The sequence below is a fragment of the Citrobacter sp. Cpo142 genome (assembly GCF_030332425.1).
Taxonomy (GTDB): domain Bacteria; phylum Pseudomonadota; class Gammaproteobacteria; order Enterobacterales; family Enterobacteriaceae; genus Citrobacter; species Citrobacter portucalensis.
In genome coordinates, this window is record NZ_JAOWHW010000030.1 from 36924 (window position 1) to 53186 (window position 16263).

Genomic DNA, 16263 nt, shown 5'->3' on the forward strand with positions numbered 1-16263 from the left:
CTCCGTTACACCTTTTCCACGTTCACGAGGAAGGACTTAAATTCCGGCGTCTGCGTGTTCGCATCACCGACGAATGGCGTTAACGTGTTAGCGATAAAGCCTTTTTTCGCCACACCTTCGTAGCCCCAGTGAATCGGAATACCGATAGTGTCGATATCCTTACCGTTAGCCTTCAGCGTGCGAATACGTTTGGTCACCACCGCCTTGGCCTTAATGTAGCCGCGATTAGAGGAGACTTTGACGGTATCGCCGTGGGAGATACCGAGCTTATTCGCCAGCTTCTCGCCAATTTCCACAAACTGTTCCGGCTGAGCGATGGCATTCAGCAGCGCATGCTTGGTCCAGTAGTGGAAGTGCTCGGTCAGACGGTAGGTTGTACCGACGTACGGGAACTTATCTGCTTTACCCAGTGCTTCCGCGTCACCTTTAAAGATACGTGCGGCAGGGTTAGAGATAACGTTCGGGTGCAGCGGGTTAGTTCCCAGCGGCGTTTCAAACGGCTCGTAGTGTTCCGGGAACGGACCTTCCGCCATCTTATCGATAGCAAACAGGCGTCCCATCCCTTCCGGCTGCATGATGAACGGCCCAACGTTGCTGCCCGGTGCGGCGGCGCTGTAGTCCGGAATATCCATCCCGCTCCATTTTGCCCCGTCCCATTTCAGGATCTGACGTTTTGGATCCCACGGATTCCCCTGCGGATCAGCAGAGGCGCGGTTGTACAGAATACGTCGGTTGAGCGGCCACGCCCATGCCCAGCCCAGCGTATTGCCAAGGCCTGACGGGTCGGCATTATCGCGACGCGCCATCTGGTTGCCTTCCGGCGTCCAGCTACCGGCAAAAATCCAGCAGCCGCTGGAGGTAGTGCCGTCGTCACGCAGTTGGGCGAACGAGCTAAGCTGTTGGCCTTTCTTGACGATAACCGCACCGGTTGCCGGGTCGGTAATGTCGGCCAGCGCTTTACCGTTACTCTCCATCGCCACTTCTTCCGAAGCCGGTTCGTGCGGGGTGGAGTAGTTCCAGGTCATGCTCAGCACCTGTTCAGGGTTCGCGCCACCTTGCTCGGCATACATCTTGCGCAGACGCAGGAAGATACCGGCGAGGATTTCGCCATCGGTAACGGCAATCCCCGGGGCGTCCGCGCCTTTCCAGTGCCACTGCAGCCAGCGACCGGAGTTAACGATAGAACCGTTCTCTTCAGCGAAGCAGGTGGACGGCAGACGGAATACTTCGGTCTGGATTTTCGACGGATCAACATCGTTTGACTCACCGTGGTTCTGCCAGAAGGTGGAGGTCTCGGTGTTGAGCGGGTCGATAGTGACCAGGAACTTCAGTTTGGACAGTGAAGCCACAACTTTGTTTTTGTTCGGGAATGACGCGACCGGGTTAAAGCCCTGGCAGATATAGCCATTCACTTTGCCCTGATTCATCATCTCGAAGTACTGCAGGACGTCGTACCCTTTATCCCACTTCGGCAGCCAGTCGAAGCCCCAGCTGTTTTCCGCTGTCGCTTTATCGCCAAAGAAGGCTTTCATCATCGAAACGAAGAATTTCGGGTAGTTGCCCCAGTAGTTCACCTGACCTTCCAGCAACGGTTTTGGCGTGTTGGCGGCAAGGTAGGTTTGCAGGTCAGTCTGTTTCTCGCTTGGCAGCGTCATATAGCCTGGCAGGCTTTGTGACAGCAGGCCTAAGTCGGTCAGGCCCTGAATGTTGGAGTGACCGCGCAGGGCGTTAACACCGCCGCCAGCCATCCCCATGTTGCCAAGCAGCAACTGGATCATCGCCATGGTACGGATGTTCTGCGCACCCACGGAGTGTTGCGTCCAGCCCAGGGCGTACAGGAACGACGCGGTTTTATCTTTGGCACTGGTTTCTGCGATGTACTCACAGACCTTCAGGAAGTCGGCCTTTGGCGTACCGCAGATGTTTTCTACGACGTCCGGCGTGTAGCGGGAGACGTGCTGTTTCAGCAGGTTCCACACGCAGCGCGGATGTTGCAGGGTGACATCGCGTTTGGCGAAGCCTTTTTCATCCAGCTCGTAGTTCCAGCTGGTTTTGTCATACTTGCGTTTGTCCGCGTCGTAGCCGGTGAACAGGCCATCTTCGAAACCGTAATCCTCACGCACGATCAGGCTGGCGTTGGTATAGGCCTCAGTGTATTCGCGGTTGAATTTTTCGTTGTTCAGCAGGTACAGCAAAACGCCTGACAGGAAAGCAATGTCAGTGCCGGAACGAATTGGCGCATAGAAATCAGCCACCGCAGCGGTTCGAGTAAAGCGTGGATCGATAACAATCAGCTTCGCACCGTTGTGAATTTTGGCTTCCATCGCCCAGCGGAATCCGACCGGGTGAGCTTCAGCGGCGTTACCGCCCATCACCACGACGAGGTTGGCGTTTTTAATGTCAACCCAGTGGTTGGTCATCGCACCGCGACCAAATGTTGGAGCAAGACTTGCTACCGTTGGTCCGTGTCAGACGCGTGCCTGGTTGTCGACCGCGAGCATACCGAGCGCGCGGGAGAATTTTTGCGTTAAATAACCGGTTTCGTTACTGGAAGCGGAAGCACACAGCATTCCGGTGGAAAGCCAGCGGTTAACGGTTACGCCTTCAGCGTTTTGTGCCACGTAGTTAGCGTCGCGGTCTTCTTTCATCAGCTTAGCGATGCGGTCAAATGCCTCATCCCAGCTAATCTGTTGCCACTTATCTGAGCCTGGTGCGCGATATTCCGGGAATTTCAGGCGGCTTTCGGAGTGGATGAAGTCCACAAGTCCTGCCCCTTTCGGGCACAGCGCGCCACGGTTCACCGGGTGATCCGGGTCCCCTTCGATATGGAAGATGGATGCTTTGGCGTTTTTTGCGCCGTCACCGAGGCTGTACATTAACAGTCCACAGCCAACGGAACAGTAAGTGCAGGTGTTACGGGTTTCGCGGGTGCGCAGCAGTTTATATTGCCGTGTTTCCGCGAGCGCTACGCCGGGTGCAAAGCCCAGTGCCGCTGCCGTGGTGCCTGCCATACCGCCAGCGCAGATCTTAAAGAACTGCCTTCTGCTGACCTGCATGGTTCGCTCCTTGTTTCGACATTGTCACGTTCCCTTCGCTTTTCTGTAACGCGAACGCGAGGGAAGTGGTTGTTATTTTTCTTTGCGGACGGGACCGCAAAGGTCCAGAATTGGGTGAATTTCCCTCCGTCCAGGAGGGATTTGTAAAGAATACCACAATGTTGGTATGCGTGTTCCAATATGGTTAAAAGAAAGTGAATAAGATTATTCAAGAAAACATCAAGAATGTGACATCTTCGACAGGATCTCGCCAGTTGACCCTCTGGAAACGCGAGGATTTGCAACATCCTCAGCCTGATGAGGTAGCTGAAGAAGTGCCTGTTGCGCTGGTATACAACGGGATTTCGCACGTGGTGATGATGGCATCACCGAAAGATCTTGAGCACTTCGCGATGGGTTTTTCACTTTCTGAAGGCATTATTGAGTCCCCGCAGGATATCTACGGAATGGACGTAGTGCCTTCCTGCAACGGATTGGAAGTGCAGGTTGAACTGTCCAGCCGTCGCTTTATGGGGTTGAAGGAGCGTCGTCGCGCGCTGGCCGGTCGCACCGGTTGCGGCGTTTGTGGCGTGGAGCAGCTCAATGACATTGGCAAGCCGGTCCAGCCGCTGCCGTTTACCCAGACATTCGATCTGGCGAATCTTGATAACGCTTTACGACATCTCAACGATTTTCAACCCGTGGGGCAACTGACAGGCTGCACGCACGCGGCTGCCTGGGTACAACCGTCAGGTCATCTGGCGGGCGGGCATGAAGATGTTGGACGTCATGTTGCGTTGGATAAACTGCTGGGACGACGTGCAATCGAAGGGGAAACCTGGCAACAGGGCGCGGTATTAGTCTCCAGCCGCGCCAGTTATGAGATGGTGCAGAAGTCGGCGATGTGCGGTGTGGAGATCCTGTTTGCTGTTTCTGCGGCGACAACGCTCGCCGTGGAAGTTGCCGAACGTTGTAACCTGACGCTGGTGGGTTTTTGCAAACCGGGCAGGGCGACGATCTATACGCATCCGCAACGTCTGGCCGCGCTGTGACGCCACCAGGCGGCCAGAATACTGCCGGAAAATGCCAGTTCCATGATTACGGCAACTGGCGAGCCAACAATCACATTGTTCAGCAGCCAACACAGGCTGCCACACAAGGTGTATCCCCGTAATTTTCCGCTGCGTTTTTGAAATGACGCAAATGTCATCAGCAGGCTTCCCATCAGCGGCAATATACTCGACAGATTTTGCCAAAGATAAATGCTACACAGCAGCGACCCCAGCATAAATCCCCACATCACCCAGCGGTGAAAGGTGACGATGGCTGTCGCGTAGCGGCATACGGCAATGATCATTAACCCAGCCGCAGCGTGTTGATCCAAAAGATAGAAATGGATAGCTAACAGAGAAGTGGAGCTGGTGAGCAGCGTTAAAGTGATAGCCCGGCGTTGAAAATGAAAAGCGGAAATATCCAGTAAGAAGCTGATGCCAGCCAGCATCTGAGAAAGAAGAAATGCGTTCATTGTGGTCGCCATCTATTAAAGAGTTACGGGACAATAATCGACGCATCACCGTAAGGCGTTAACCTTTGTTAAGACGCTGGCGAATGCGGGACAGGCTAACGGGGGTAATGCCGATATAGTTGGCGAGATCGCGCTGGGTGAGCTGTGACTCCCAGTCCGGGAAGTGCGTTTGTACGTACTGGTAGCGTTGCTCTGGGGTATTGAGCAGCAGCATTTGCTCTTTTTTCTCTTTGTAGATCAATTGCTGGACCAGTAGCTGGGTCTTAATATCCTGATTTTCCGGCGTATCCAGCAAAGCCAAGGGGATTTCAGTGGTTTCTCCAGCGGCGATCATTTGCAGACTGTAATCGGCAGGCGTGTTAGTTAGCCAGTTCAGGTACAGAAAGCAGTATTCCCCGGCAAAGTAGAACTCTTTAACCCTTTCAACGCCGTTGTCCGCGTGATAAACCGCACGAGCCACACCATGATGTAAAAGATGAATTTTACTTTGTGGTTCACCCTGACGAAGTAACCAACTACCCGCCGGTTGCGTTTTTCTACGGCTGCCAGCAAGCCATTGTGATTCCTGATTACGTAACATCTTATCTCTCAAATAATTTGAATAAGACTGGCAAATCCTTCCGCTTTCAGTTGTTCGAGTATCAGCCTATTATTTATCACATCAAGGCACGGTGCCTTACTCAAACAGCTAAGTTAAAGGGTTTATATCATGAAAAGCATCAAAACTTTTGTCGCAGTTATCGCTCTGGCTACTTCATTCGGTTCTTTCGCTGCTCAGACAGTGACCGCAACCGGTTCTACGCTGGAAAGCGCTGAAGCAAAAATCGCTGCTCAGGCTGAACGCGCAGGTGCCAGCGATTACAAAATCACTCAGGCCTATACCGGTAACCGCGTGCACATGACCGCCGAACTGCTGAAATAAGATACCTTAGTACTGTCGAAAGAGCGCCCTTGAGGCGCTTTTTTAGTTTATGCCCGCCATTCGCAGCAGCGCCGTCACCACTGCCGCAGCGACGATCACCACGATTAGCGGCATCTTGCGCCAGGCGAGAAATACCGCAAAAGCCACGCCCAGCACGCGGGCCATGCCAGCGAAGTGTTCACCTTCGTAAAAGGTGGTCGCCAGCGCAACGGAGAACAGTAATACCGTTGCGGCGTCGGAAAGCAGCGCCTGCGAGCGTTCCGAGAACGCTAAACGGCTCCCAAGCTTCGCTCCTCCTAAACGCATTAAATACGTTCCCAGAGATAACATGGCGATACCGACGATAAACAGCGTCATGTTGCCCATTATTTTTTCCTCGTCAGTAAGCCAAACAGTGAGAGCAGAACCGGTAAACCGACCGGCGCAAAGGGGATGGCGGCAAGCGACAACCCGGCACCGCTACAGGCGCGAATCAGCGTGGTGCGGTTTTTAAAGGCCGGGACCACTAAGGCTAATAAAATTGCAGGGAAGACGGCATCCAGACCGATGGTTTCCGGGGCGGGGAGCAGTTTGCCGACGCCCGCGCCGATCAGTGTGCCAACAGGCCAGAAAATCGCGACGCCCAGACCGCACAGCCAGAAGGCGGCTTTACGTTGTTCGGGCGTTTTTTGCGACAGGCCAAAGACTACGCTTTCGTCGTTCATGATATGACAGCCGAGGAAACTCGCAGCCCGGGAGCCCACCAGGTCGCGCACCGTGACGCCAAACGGCACGTGTCGGGCGTTGACCAGTAAACCGGCCGCCGCCGCCGCCAGTGGGTTACCGCCGCTGGCGACGATGCCGATAAACATAAATTCGGACGCACCCGCCAGTACCGTAATCGAAAGCACAAACGGTACCCACAGCGGGAAGCCGTAGGCCATCGCCAGCGAGCCGTATGACATGCCGACTACGCCGACGGCCAGACAGACTAAAAATATTGCTTTTATCGTGTCGCCTTTGAGACTGGAAAAATAATGTTTCATACCGTTTTAGCCATATCGAACGAATTTCCATTATAATGAACGCGACCAGTTAATATTACAAGTCGAACGATTCGTTCGATATAAAGAACATGGAGTCGTGAATGACCCAGCCCATCAGTATGATCGCGAAAAGCCTTGTGCGTGAACGCCAGCGCACCGGTTTGTCATTGGCAGAGATTGCCCGTCGCGCAGGGATTGCAAAATCGACCCTCTCGCAATTGGAAGCGGGCAATGGCAATCCTAGCCTGGAAACGCTCTGGTCGCTGTGTGTGGCGTTAGATATTCCCTTTGCTCGCCTGCTGGAGCCGCAGGAACAAAAAACGCAGGTGATTCGCCGTGGCGAAGGGACAAAGGTGGTGGCTGAACAGGCCCACTATCAGGCCATTTTACTGGCCGCCTGCCCACCGGGGGCGCGGCGAGATATCTATCTGCTGCTGACGCAACCGGGCGCGGATCGTATTTCACAGCCGCATCCGCCGGGATCGGTTGAACACATCATCGTGACGCAGGGTAAGGCGATGGTAGGATTGACTGAGGCGCCGGAGGAGTTAGGCGAGGGGGACTATATTTGTTACCCCGCCGATCGGGCGCATATTTTTAAAGCGCTGGAGCCTGACACCCAGGCGATTCTGGTCTCTGAGCAAAATTGAATTGTCGGATGGCGCTATCGCTTATCCGACCTACAAAAAATAAAACCGTAGGCCCGGTAAGCTTGTGCCACCGGGCATATAACTTACTGCAAATAAAACACTTCTTTTAGCTCTGCGCTAACCGGGCTGTTGTCCGGGTTTGCTGGCATTACGTCACGCATATGCTTCCACCAACGTTGGCAAACGTCGGTGCTGGCAACGGCATTCCAGCGTTCTTCGGACTCAATCTCAACGGTGGCGAACAGCAGATTGCGCGCCTGATCGAGATAAATCGCGTAGTGATGGGCGCCGTGCTCTTTCAGCACCGCTTCCAGCTCTGGCCAGATGGGGTTATGACGACGCTGGTACTCAACGTGCGCGTCGGCATTCACCTGCATCACAAAGGCCTTGCGGATCATAACGCCTCCAGATACAGCTCGCGGACCTCGTCGCGGCTGGCGGTGCGCGGGTTGCACGGCGCACACGGATCGGCCAACGCTTTATCCAGCCAGCCTTCAATATCCTCTTTCGTCACGCCAAGGGAGCCAAAGCCCGCAGGAATACCGACACGCTTGCTGAGTGCACGAATCGCGTTGATGGCCTCCATACTTGCCGCTTCATCGCTCATGTCACGGGTATCGACGCCCATTGCCTGCGCCACGCGGGCAAAGCGCGCCACGGCGTTCGGACGGTTAAAGTTTTCGATTACCGGCAGCAGGATGGCGTTGCAGACGCCGTGTGGCAGATTATGGGTTGCGCCCGGCTGGTGCGCCAGCGCATGCACCAGACCCAGACCAGCGCTGTTAAATGCCATCCCCGCCAGATACTGACCAAACGCCATTTGCTCACGAGCTTCGAGGTTATGACCGTCGTCGACCGCTTTTGGTAGCCACAGGTTGATCAGGCGAATCGCTTCCAGTGCGTTAGCGTCGGTAAGCGGATGAGCGCCAACGGAAACATAGGCTTCCACCGCGTGGGTCAGGGCGTCCATACCGGTTGCGGCGGTGACGGAGGCCGGGATTTCCAGCATGACGCTGGCATCATCCACGGCGATATCCGGGATGATATTCGGGTCGATGATCACCTCTTTGACCTTACGGGCAGAGTCGATAATGACCGCGTTGCTGGTCATCTCTGCTGCCGTACCGGCGGTAGTGTTGATGGCGACCAGCGGGACGCCCGCATTTTTCACTTTGCCCACGCCGGAGTAAGCGGTAGAAGGGCCAGGGTTGGCTGTCAGGATTTTTACCGCTTTGGCGGTATCGATCGGGCTGCCGCCACCGAAGGCGATGATGTAGTCACATTCTGCGTTCTGATAGGCCGCAAAACCTTTCTGTACCAGCTCTTCTGTCGGGTTCGGGAATACTTCATCAAACAGGTGGTAAGACATTTGATGTTTATCCAGCGCGGCAAACAGGCTATCCAGCAGGCCCAGTTTTACCAGTTGACCATCGGTGACGATCAGCGCTTTGCCCCATTGTTTATTCGCCACGAGATTCACCATATCGGCAATCGCGCCGGCGCCATGCAGGCTAATTTTTGGCAGTGCCAACATAAAGCTCATCACTATTCTCCTTAATAATAAAATCCTGTAGGCCGGATAAGGTGAAGCCGCATCCGGCGTTGAGTTGGGAGGTATCAGTACAGCTCTATGGCGCTTGCCAGCGGCGTAACACCAAAGCGTTTGCCAAGTGCGACCAGCTCTTCACGTGAGATGGTCTGCTTCATACCGCCCATCGAAAAGATTTTGACCAGAACTTCGGCGGATTTCTCTGCGGTATCTATCAAACCGAACGCTTCGTCTAGGGTAGGTCCGCTTCCGAACACGCCGTGGAACGGCCAAAGTACCAGCGAGTGTTTCTGCATTTCCTCGGCGGTAGCCTGACCAATTTCATCTGTACCCGGCACCATCCACGGCAGAATGCCAACGCCATCCGGGAACACCACCAGGCACTCGGTGCTGCCTTCCCACAGCTTGCGGGTAATCAGCGCTGTGTTGTTTTCCAGTACGTAGGTCAGAGCGATCAGGTTGGTGGCATGGCAGTGCATGATCACGCGGTCTTTACCGTTCGTCGCTTTAATGCGTTCGCAGTGGGAGAGGAAGTGAGCCGGCAGTTCAGAGGTCGGCACGGCCTCGTGGGTCAGGCCCCAGAGGATGTGGTAGCCCGCACCGTCGCTGTCTACTTGTACCACGCCCAAATTTGCCGCGGGATCGAGCTGAACGTTACGGAAAAATTTACCGGAACCAGTGACGATAAACGGCGTGTTTGCCAGCAGCGGCATCGGCTGACTTAGCGCAATATAGCGTGGTTTTTCGTAGAAATCGGCGCTAAACGGCGCGATATCTGCTTCATCAAGACGCAGCGTCAGGTTGCCGCCGTTACGCTCGTCCCAGCCTTTCAGCCACGCATCAGAAGTGGCTTTGATCATCCCCTGGACGAACCAGGAAGTCGTAATATTTTGCATGTTCGGTGTTCCTGTTTATTGCCCAAACGTTATCGGGTCTTACGAAGGCCGGATAAGCGAAGCGGTATCCGGCAATCGTGTTTCATTCATTGCCAGATGGCGACGCGGGGCGTCTTATCCGGCCTACAAGCCTGGCGTCACGGTTAGCTACGTTTGCTCAAAATCTCTTTTTCATAAGCGCGCACGCTGTCCAGCCACTGGCTGCCCGCAGGCGTGTCGTGGCGCTGGCAATACATCTCCCAGACGGCCTGCCACGGCAGCGATTTTTGCTCTTCCAGCAGGGCCAGGCGTGCGGTGTAGTCGCCGTTGGCTTCGAGCTGACGCAGTTGTTCGGTGGGTTCTAACAGCGCGCGCAGCAGGGCTTTTTTCATATTGCGGGTGCCGATCACCCACGCGGCAATGCGGTTAATGGAGGCGTCGAAGAAGTCGAGGCCAATGTGTACGCGGTCAAACAGGTTGTGGCGGACGATCTCGCTGGCAATCGCCTGAGTTTCATCATCCAGCAGCACCACGTGGTCGCTGTCCCAGCGCACCGGACGGCTGACGTGCAGCAGCAGGCGCGGTACATACAGTATGGCGGCGGAAATTTTGTCGGAGATCACTTCAGTCGGATGGAAGTGGCCCGCATCCAGACACAGTGCGGTCTGGCGGCTGGTGGCGTAACCCATGTAGAACTCGTTAGAGCCCACGGTGTAGCTTTCCGCACCGATGCCAAACAGCTTGCTTTCGACGGCATCGATATGGTGCGCCGGGTCAAGTTTCTCGCTGATCACTTCGTCCAGTGCGTCCAGCAGACGCTGGCGCGGCGCTAAACGGTCAACGGTGATGTCTTTCATGCCATCCGGGATCCAGATGTTCATCACCGATGGTGTACCCAACTGCTCGCCAAAATACGCCGAGACGCGACGGCTGGCTTTGCAGTGATCGATCCAGAACTGGCGAATGGTGTCGTCGGCGTGCGCCAGCGTGAAACCGTCGGCGCTCAGCGGGTGTGAGAAGCAGGATGGGTTGAAATCCAGCCCTAACTGGTTCGCTTTCGCCCACTCCACCCAGTTTTTAAAGTGCTCAGGTTTGATTTTGTCGCGGGCAACCGGCGTATCAGATTCCAGATAGATCGCGTGCAAATTCAGACGTTTTGGACCAGGAATCAGGCTCAGCGCCTGCTCCAGATCGGCCCGCAGTTCGGTGGCGTTACGCGCTTTACCCGGATAGTTACCGGTAGCCTGAATACCGCCAGTGAGCGAGCCTTCCAGGTTTTCGAAACCGGCGACATCATCGCCCTGCCAGCAGTGCATGGAGACTGGCAGACGATCGAGCTGGCGTAAGGCCGCCTCGACATCAATGCCTACCGCGGCGAAACGCAGTTTTGCCAGTTCCCAGGCTTGTTCAAGTTGAGTGGTCATGCGCAAAGCTCCTTTGTCTGTCGTAGTGATTGAAACTGCGCCTGGTAGCGGGCAATTTCACTTTCAGGATTGGGAATGAAGGTGGTCAGTTCGTAGTTGGCGCGCACCACCTGACGGAAATCATCGACGTTGTTCAGCTCGTCCAGCGTCATCAACTGGATGCCAATATTGCCGAGCGTGGAGGCCTCAATCGGCCCGGACATCACGCGAATACCGCAGGCATCCGCGCACAGTTGGTTCAGTAAGGCGTTCTGGCAGCCGCCACCGACAATGTGCAGTTGGCTAAATGCTGCACCACGCAGTTGTGCCAGTTCTTGCAGGATGTGGGCGTACAGCAACGCCAGGCTGTCGAAGATACAGCGCGCCAGTTCAGCGTTTTGCAGGGGAACGGGTTGGCCTGATTCACGGCATGCCGCCTGAATTTCTGCACTCATATCGTCGGGGTTGATAAAGCGATCGTCGTTCGGGTTTATCAGGAACCGGCAGGCAGGCAGCGCTTGCGTTTGGCTGATAAGCGTTGGCAGGTCGGTAATCTGGCGCTCTTTTAATACGCGCTGGAGCAGCCACAGCCCCATAATATTTTTCAGCACGCGGTAGCGTCCTTCCGCGCCGCCTTCGTTGGTGATATTCGCCGCCAGCGCCGCATCGTTGGTATACGGCGTTCTACTCTCAAAGCCCATCAGCGACCAGGTCCCGGAAGAGAGATAGGCGCTGTTTTTGTTGGCCAGCGGAGAAGCAATGACCGCGCTGGCCGTGTCGTGACTGGCGACGGCGACAACCGGAATTTGGTTTTTCTGCGGGCAAATCCAGTGGCCGATCACGTTCCCTGGATGCGTCGGGCGACCAAACCAGGCTTTGTCTGCCCCGGTCCACGCCAGCAGTGTGTCATCCCAGTCGTCGGTATTGATATTGACTAGCTGGGTGGTGGTGGCATTGGTGTATTCCCAGTTCATTTTGCCGGTCAGGCGAAAGCTGAAGTAGTCGGGGATCAGCAGGGCATGGGCCACCTGCGGGAGCAGTTCTGGCTGCTGTTCAACCAACGCACGCAGCTGATACAGGGTGTTAAAGGGCAGAAACTGAATACCGCTACGGCGGTAAATTTCACCTTTACCCGGCTGCGTCATCGCCTGCGCCATAATGCCGGTCGTGCGGCTGTCACGGTAAGAGACCGGCAGACCGACACGTTGTCCGGCGTTATCGATCAGGACGTAATCCACGCCCCAGGTATCAATACCGATGCTGTCTATCCGAATGCCTTCATCGCAGACTTTTTTCAGGCCAAAACGAATATCGTTTTCCAGGCTGTCGATGTCCCAGGTGTCAAAACCATCTGTTTTTTGCAGGCAGTTCACGAAGCGGTGGATTTCACGCAGCGTCAGGGTGCGGTGTTCACTGTCGTAACGCGCCAGCATTACGCGCCCACTGGATGCGCCGAGATCGACTGCGACACAATGGCGAAAAGTCATAGCGAGGTCCTTCTGAGTTTTATTGCACTCAGTCTAAGAACCCCAGATAACGCGTACCTTCTTGACAGTGACAGCCGCAATTAGCGGCTGGCAACGTGGCAAAGGTGAACGTGACGCTGTTCACAATTTCTATTAATAGGACCGGTTTTAGCGGATGTGACGTCTTCCGCAATTCCCGATCTTTCCCGCCATTTCTTGAAGAATTGACCGTGTTTACGCACTTTGGCGTCAAAAATTTAAGGTGAGGGTGATAACCCTTAATTACTATTCAGCCATGTTCATTTGATCGGGAAGGATGGCATCATGACGGTATTGCATTGCGTGGATTTTTTTCCGACAGGTAAAGCGCCAGTGGCTATTGAACCGCGGCTTCCTCAACCTGCGTTTCCAGAACATCATCATGATTTTCATGAAATTGTGGTGGTCGAACACGGCACGGGGATCCATGTGTTCAACGGACAGCCTTACACTATCAGCGGCGGTACGGTGTGTTTCGTTCGCGATCATGACCGGCATTTATATGAACATACTGACAATCTGTGCCTGACCAATGTGTTGTATCGTTCCCCGGATGCGTTTCAATTTCTGGCTGGGCTGAATCAGCTTTTACCTCAGGAACAGAATGGGCAGTATCCTTCCCACTGGCGGGTGAATCAGGGTGTGTTGCAGCAGGTTCGACAACTGGTGGGGCAGATGGAAGCGCTCGGTGAGGGGATGGATACACCAACGGCGGCAAATCGCGAGATCCTGTTTATGCAGCTGCTGGTGCTGCTGCGTAAAAGCAGCCTGATGGAAGCCGCGACCGATAACGACGCGCGGCTTAACCTCCTGATGGCGTGGCTGGAAGATAACTTTGCCGACGAGGTGTGTTGGGAGGCTCTGGCCGAGAAGTTTTCCCTCTCTTTGCGCACTCTGCATCGCCAGCTCAAACAGCAAACCGGATTGACGCCGCAGCGCTACCTTAACCGCTTGCGGCTGATCAAGGCCCGACATCTGCTTCGCCACAGTGATGACAGTGTGACAGACATCGCTTATCTCTGCGGATTCGGCGACAGTAACCACTTTTCCACGCTTTTTCGCCGTGAGTTCAAGTGGTCGCCACGCGATATTCGCCAGGGGCGCGATCTCGTTGTGGCAAGCAGCCTCCAGTAACGCGAAAGCTATCAACGTTTTTTACCGCCGAATCTCAGATAATCATGTCCCTTTACGCCTTATCCGGCCTACGTGGATGCCCTGTAGGCCGGATAAGCGCAGCGCATCCGGCAAGCATTCAGGTTGAGGTCATGTGATGGCGAATCAGCTAATCCTTCTGAAATCAGACTTCTTTGCGCATGAGCAGCAGGCTGTGGCCGTGGCTGACCGTTATCCGCAGGATGTCTTTGCTGAGCATACCCACGAGTTTTGCGAGCTGGTTATGGTCTGGCGCGGTAATGGTCTGCATGTCCTTAACGATCGTCCGTACCGGATAACCCGTGGCGATCTGTTTTACATTCGCGCCGAAGATAAACACTCCTACACCTCCGTGAACGACCTGGTGTTGCAAAATATCATCTACTGCCCGGAGCGGTTGACGCTGAATGTTGACTGGCAAGGGGCGATCCCCGGATTTGACGGTACGCCGAGGCAGCCGCATTGGCGACTCGGCAGCGTTGGCATGACTCAGGCCCGACAGGTGATAAGCCAGCTTGAGCATGAAAGCAATCAGCGTGATGCACAGGCTTTTACCATGGCTGAGCTGCTGTTCGGGCAACTGGTGACACACCTTAAGCGGCATCGTTATGCCACGGATACGCTCCCGGCGACCTCCAGTGAAACGCTGCTGGATAAACTGATCACCGCGTTAGCCGGTAGCCATGAGCATGCGTTCGAACTGGATACGTTTTGCGAGCGCGAAGGGTGCAGCGAGCGCGTTTTGCGCCAGCAGTTTCGCAGCCAGACCGGGATGACTATCAACCAGTATCTCCGCCAGGTGCGGGTTTGCCATGCGCAGTATCTGCTCAAACATAGTCGGTTGATGATTAGCGAGATTTCCATGCGCTGCGGCTTTGAGGACAGTAACTACTTTTCGGTGGTATTTACGCGGGAAACCGGGATGACGCCGAGCCAGTGGCGTCATCTGGCTGAGTGAGGAATCATAATAATATCGCATATTAGGGTGATAAAATCTGACAGCGAATACTTCTATAAAATAAAATCTCCACGATGGTTTATTGCTGTAAATAAAGAGTAAAATAGGAATAACGCCCATTATCATGGGGGGCGTGAACGTATATGATAATTTATCATCATAAATGACTGAGAGCTAAGTAATGCAGGCGTCTGACTATTTAAGGATGAAGTTTCAAAATGATAGACGGCTGGCTCTAACCACTCAGAATGCTGTTGGTGGGGTTTTTCAATCAGCCAGAGGTGTTGCTTCAGATATATATTCTGGTATTGAGCGAGCTAGTTGGTATTCATCATGTTTTATACCTCAGTACAATGATATTTGTCAGGAGTTAAAATCTGAAGAAATAAGGATGCTCTATTCCATTGAGTCAATATATAGATATCGTGATGTAATTACATATATGCTTTATTTGTATTTCATAACAATAAGTGATGATGTTGATGAAGGTAATCCCGAAGGCTCGGCTCGTCAATTTATCAGAAAAATGTCTGCACTGGCTACTCATATGAATATTGCGGGAGGAACTCGGTATGCTTTTGCTTCCGCGGCTTCTATTGCGTTGTCTCAGTCTGGCTTCATGTCGAAAATCATCGTTGAGCGTTTATCTGCAAAACTGCCGCAAGCGGTATTTTTGCTGCAATTTTTCGGAGTTCAACAAAAGTGCGCTCTTGCTGCGCGGCAGCTAAAAGGAATTGATCCAGATTATTATTGGGTTTTATATCAGGCAAAGCTTGAAATGCTCTATTATTTTGTTGAACCAGCTATTTCCAATATGATTAGTAGAGTAAAGTCAAAGCACTTCTCAAATTTTGATAATTTAGCGGATTTTTTGCAGAGGGATTTTGGTGTTTAATAGTTTGATCACACTTTTATTAGAAAGTGTAGTGTTTCCAGCGCTGGTAATAGGCTTTGGTCTGTTATGGCTTCATCTATTTCCTGAATATTGTCTTTTACTAACATTAATAACGCTTATTTTTTTGATGTGGTTTTTCCCCCGGTTGACTTCACTATTCACTAAGTTTAAATAAAAGGAGTATTTCATGTCTAATCCAGCTTATTTGTGGCTAACCGATGAGAATGATTCTCCTATGCCCGGCTCATGCCAGATCGTAGGTCGCGTTGGATCTATTGAAATAAAGTCACTAACTCATAACGTCAATATTCCGGTTGATAGTAATACAGGGCGTCTGACCGGTACGCGAATTCATGCACCCATCATGTTCCAAAAAGAATTCGACCGAGTTACACCTTTTTTGTACAGGGCCTTAAGTACCGGAGCTACGCTTAAATCCGCGATGATTAAAATGTACTCAATTAATGAAGCAGGGATGGAAAAGGAGTATTTCAACATAATCCTTCACAACGTGAAGCTCACTTCAATCACGCCTGATTTATATCCTGGCGCAGCAACAGGCACACATCTTGAGACTATTCTGCTGCGCTACGAGAAAATTACCTGGAAACATTGTGACGGTAATATCATTTATACCGATGAATGGAATCAACGTACAATCTATTAAGTCAGCTTTTGGGCAACGTGAAAATGGGTGTGAGGAATTATTTACTAATGATGGGAACTGGTGGATAGATGACGCCGAGCCAGTGGCGTCATCTCAGTACTC

Annotated in this window: 17 protein-coding genes; 7 read left to right on the top strand and 10 right to left on the bottom strand. The window is 53.3% G+C overall.

Going from position 1 to position 16263, the window contains the following annotated elements; all coding sequences use genetic code 11:
* Positions 1 to 5: 5 nt before the first annotated feature.
* The gene (fdnG, locus tag OGY18_RS01180) at positions 6 to 3056 is read right to left on the bottom strand and encodes a formate dehydrogenase-N subunit alpha (protein ID WP_100193805.1); all 3051 of its coding nucleotides are present in this window, start codon (positions 3054 to 3056) and stop codon (positions 6 to 8) included.
* A gap of 194 nt (positions 3057 to 3250) precedes the next feature.
* Between fdnG and fdhD the strand changes: the two genes are divergently transcribed.
* Complete coding sequence (fdhD, locus tag OGY18_RS01185; protein ID WP_197385394.1) at positions 3251 to 4087, top strand: formate dehydrogenase accessory sulfurtransferase FdhD; 837 nt, start codon at positions 3251 to 3253, stop codon at positions 4085 to 4087.
* Here the strand turns inward: fdhD and OGY18_RS01190 are convergent.
* Together OGY18_RS01190 and OGY18_RS01195 are read right to left on the bottom strand one after the other, a co-directional pair.
* On the bottom strand, positions 4054 to 4560 hold the full coding sequence (locus OGY18_RS01190) for a YgjV family protein (RefSeq protein ID WP_286551346.1): 507 nt from the start codon (positions 4558 to 4560) through the stop codon (positions 4054 to 4056). The two genes, fdhD and OGY18_RS01190, sit on opposite strands and share 34 nt — an antisense overlap.
* Before the next feature lie 58 nt (positions 4561 to 4618).
* Complete coding sequence (locus OGY18_RS01195; protein ID WP_286551348.1) at positions 4619 to 5140, bottom strand: Crp/Fnr family transcriptional regulator; 522 nt, start codon at positions 5138 to 5140, stop codon at positions 4619 to 4621.
* Positions 5141 to 5269: 129 nt separating this feature from the next.
* Between OGY18_RS01195 and OGY18_RS01200 the strand changes: the two genes are divergently transcribed.
* Positions 5270 to 5482 carry a YdgH/BhsA/McbA family protein gene (locus OGY18_RS01200; protein WP_003825262.1) on the top strand — a complete coding sequence of 71 codons (213 nt, stop codon included), beginning with the start codon at positions 5270 to 5272 and terminating at the stop codon, positions 5480 to 5482.
* 42 nt (positions 5483 to 5524) lie between these two features.
* On the opposite strand, the gene OGY18_RS01205 is transcribed toward OGY18_RS01200, so the two are convergent.
* Positions 5525 to 5848, bottom strand: a complete 324-nt coding sequence (locus OGY18_RS01205) for an AzlD domain-containing protein (protein WP_003825260.1) — start codon at positions 5846 to 5848, stop codon at positions 5525 to 5527.
* Positions 5848 to 6507, bottom strand: coding sequence for an AzlC family ABC transporter permease (locus OGY18_RS01210; RefSeq protein ID WP_003825259.1), 660 nt, complete (start codon positions 6505 to 6507; stop codon positions 5848 to 5850). The genes OGY18_RS01205 and OGY18_RS01210 overlap by 1 nt, the downstream gene beginning before the upstream one ends.
* A 101-nt stretch (positions 6508 to 6608) precedes the next feature.
* Here OGY18_RS01210 and OGY18_RS01215 point away from each other — a divergent pair, with 101 nt between their 5' ends.
* Positions 6609 to 7157, top strand: a complete 549-nt coding sequence (locus OGY18_RS01215) for a helix-turn-helix domain-containing protein (protein ID WP_003825255.1) — start codon at positions 6609 to 6611, stop codon at positions 7155 to 7157.
* A gap of 83 nt (positions 7158 to 7240) precedes the next feature.
* Here OGY18_RS01215 and rhaM read toward each other — a convergent pair whose 3' ends face one another.
* The 5 genes from rhaM to rhaB all read right to left on the bottom strand — a co-directional run bounded on the left by rhaM (position 7241) and on the right by rhaB (position 12471).
* On the bottom strand, positions 7241 to 7555 hold the full coding sequence (gene rhaM, locus OGY18_RS01220; protein WP_003825253.1) for an L-rhamnose mutarotase: 315 nt from the start codon (positions 7553 to 7555) through the stop codon (positions 7241 to 7243).
* The gene (gene fucO, locus OGY18_RS01225; RefSeq protein WP_286551351.1) at positions 7552 to 8700 is read right to left on the bottom strand and encodes a lactaldehyde reductase; all 1149 of its coding nucleotides are present in this window, start codon (positions 8698 to 8700) and stop codon (positions 7552 to 7554) included. The genes rhaM and fucO overlap by 4 nt, the downstream gene beginning before the upstream one ends.
* A gap of 74 nt (positions 8701 to 8774) precedes the next feature.
* Entirely contained in the window at positions 8775 to 9602 is an 828-nt protein-coding gene (gene rhaD, locus OGY18_RS01230; protein ID WP_003825250.1) for a rhamnulose-1-phosphate aldolase, read from the bottom strand.
* Positions 9603 to 9745: 143 nt separating this feature from the next.
* On the bottom strand, positions 9746 to 11005 hold the full coding sequence (gene rhaA, locus OGY18_RS01235; RefSeq protein ID WP_286551354.1) for an L-rhamnose isomerase: 1260 nt from the start codon (positions 11003 to 11005) through the stop codon (positions 9746 to 9748).
* A complete protein-coding gene (rhaB, locus tag OGY18_RS01240) occupies positions 11002 to 12471 on the bottom strand; it encodes a rhamnulokinase (RefSeq protein ID WP_286551356.1) in 1470 nt (489 codons plus the stop codon). The genes rhaA and rhaB overlap by 4 nt, the downstream gene beginning before the upstream one ends.
* A gap of 303 nt (positions 12472 to 12774) precedes the next feature.
* Here rhaB and rhaS point away from each other — a divergent pair, with 303 nt between their 5' ends.
* The 4 genes from rhaS (at position 12775) to OGY18_RS01260 (ending at position 16161) form a co-directional block, all read left to right on the top strand.
* Positions 12775 to 13623, top strand: coding sequence for an HTH-type transcriptional activator RhaS (gene rhaS, locus OGY18_RS01245; protein WP_003825246.1), 849 nt, complete (start codon positions 12775 to 12777; stop codon positions 13621 to 13623).
* Positions 13624 to 13759: 136 nt separating this feature from the next.
* Complete coding sequence (gene rhaR, locus OGY18_RS01250) at positions 13760 to 14599, top strand: HTH-type transcriptional activator RhaR (RefSeq protein WP_286551358.1); 840 nt, start codon at positions 13760 to 13762, stop codon at positions 14597 to 14599.
* Between the two features lie 181 nt (positions 14600 to 14780).
* Positions 14781 to 15494: a hypothetical protein gene (locus OGY18_RS01255; RefSeq protein ID WP_079939312.1), complete on the top strand. Its 714-nt coding sequence runs from the start codon at positions 14781 to 14783 to the stop codon at positions 15492 to 15494.
* A gap of 187 nt (positions 15495 to 15681) precedes the next feature.
* Positions 15682 to 16161, top strand: a complete 480-nt coding sequence (locus tag OGY18_RS01260; protein ID WP_286551361.1) for an Hcp family type VI secretion system effector — start codon at positions 15682 to 15684, stop codon at positions 16159 to 16161.
* The last annotated feature ends 102 nt before the right edge of the window (positions 16162 to 16263 follow it).

Coding starts and splice junctions, on each gene's coding strand:
- OGY18_RS01190 (WP_286551346.1), bottom strand. CDS start 4,560: ATGAACGCATTTCTTCTTTCTCAGATGCTGGCTGGCATCAGCTTCTTA.
- OGY18_RS01195 (WP_286551348.1), bottom strand. CDS start 5,140: ATGTTACGTAATCAGGAATCACAATGGCTTGCTGGCAGCCGTAGAAAA.
- OGY18_RS01200 (WP_003825262.1), top strand. CDS start 5,270: ATGAAAAGCATCAAAACTTTTGTCGCAGTTATCGCTCTGGCTACTTCA.
- OGY18_RS01205 (WP_003825260.1), bottom strand. CDS start 5,848: ATGGGCAACATGACGCTGTTTATCGTCGGTATCGCCATGTTATCTCTG.
- OGY18_RS01210 (WP_003825259.1), bottom strand. CDS start 6,507: ATGAAACATTATTTTTCCAGTCTCAAAGGCGACACGATAAAAGCAATA.
- OGY18_RS01215 (WP_003825255.1), top strand. CDS start 6,609: ATGACCCAGCCCATCAGTATGATCGCGAAAAGCCTTGTGCGTGAACGC.
- rhaM (WP_003825253.1), bottom strand. CDS start 7,555: ATGATCCGCAAGGCCTTTGTGATGCAGGTGAATGCCGACGCGCACGTT.
- fucO (WP_286551351.1), bottom strand. CDS start 8,700: ATGAGCTTTATGTTGGCACTGCCAAAAATTAGCCTGCATGGCGCCGGC.
- rhaD (WP_003825250.1), bottom strand. CDS start 9,602: ATGCAAAATATTACGACTTCCTGGTTCGTCCAGGGGATGATCAAAGCC.
- rhaA (WP_286551354.1), bottom strand. CDS start 11,005: ATGACCACTCAACTTGAACAAGCCTGGGAACTGGCAAAACTGCGTTTC.
- rhaB (WP_286551356.1), bottom strand. CDS start 12,471: ATGACTTTTCGCCATTGTGTCGCAGTCGATCTCGGCGCATCCAGTGGG.
- rhaS (WP_003825246.1), top strand. CDS start 12,775: ATGACGGTATTGCATTGCGTGGATTTTTTTCCGACAGGTAAAGCGCCA.
- rhaR (WP_286551358.1), top strand. CDS start 13,760: ATGGCGAATCAGCTAATCCTTCTGAAATCAGACTTCTTTGCGCATGAG.
- OGY18_RS01255 (WP_079939312.1), top strand. CDS start 14,781: ATGCAGGCGTCTGACTATTTAAGGATGAAGTTTCAAAATGATAGACGG.
- OGY18_RS01260 (WP_286551361.1), top strand. CDS start 15,682: ATGTCTAATCCAGCTTATTTGTGGCTAACCGATGAGAATGATTCTCCT.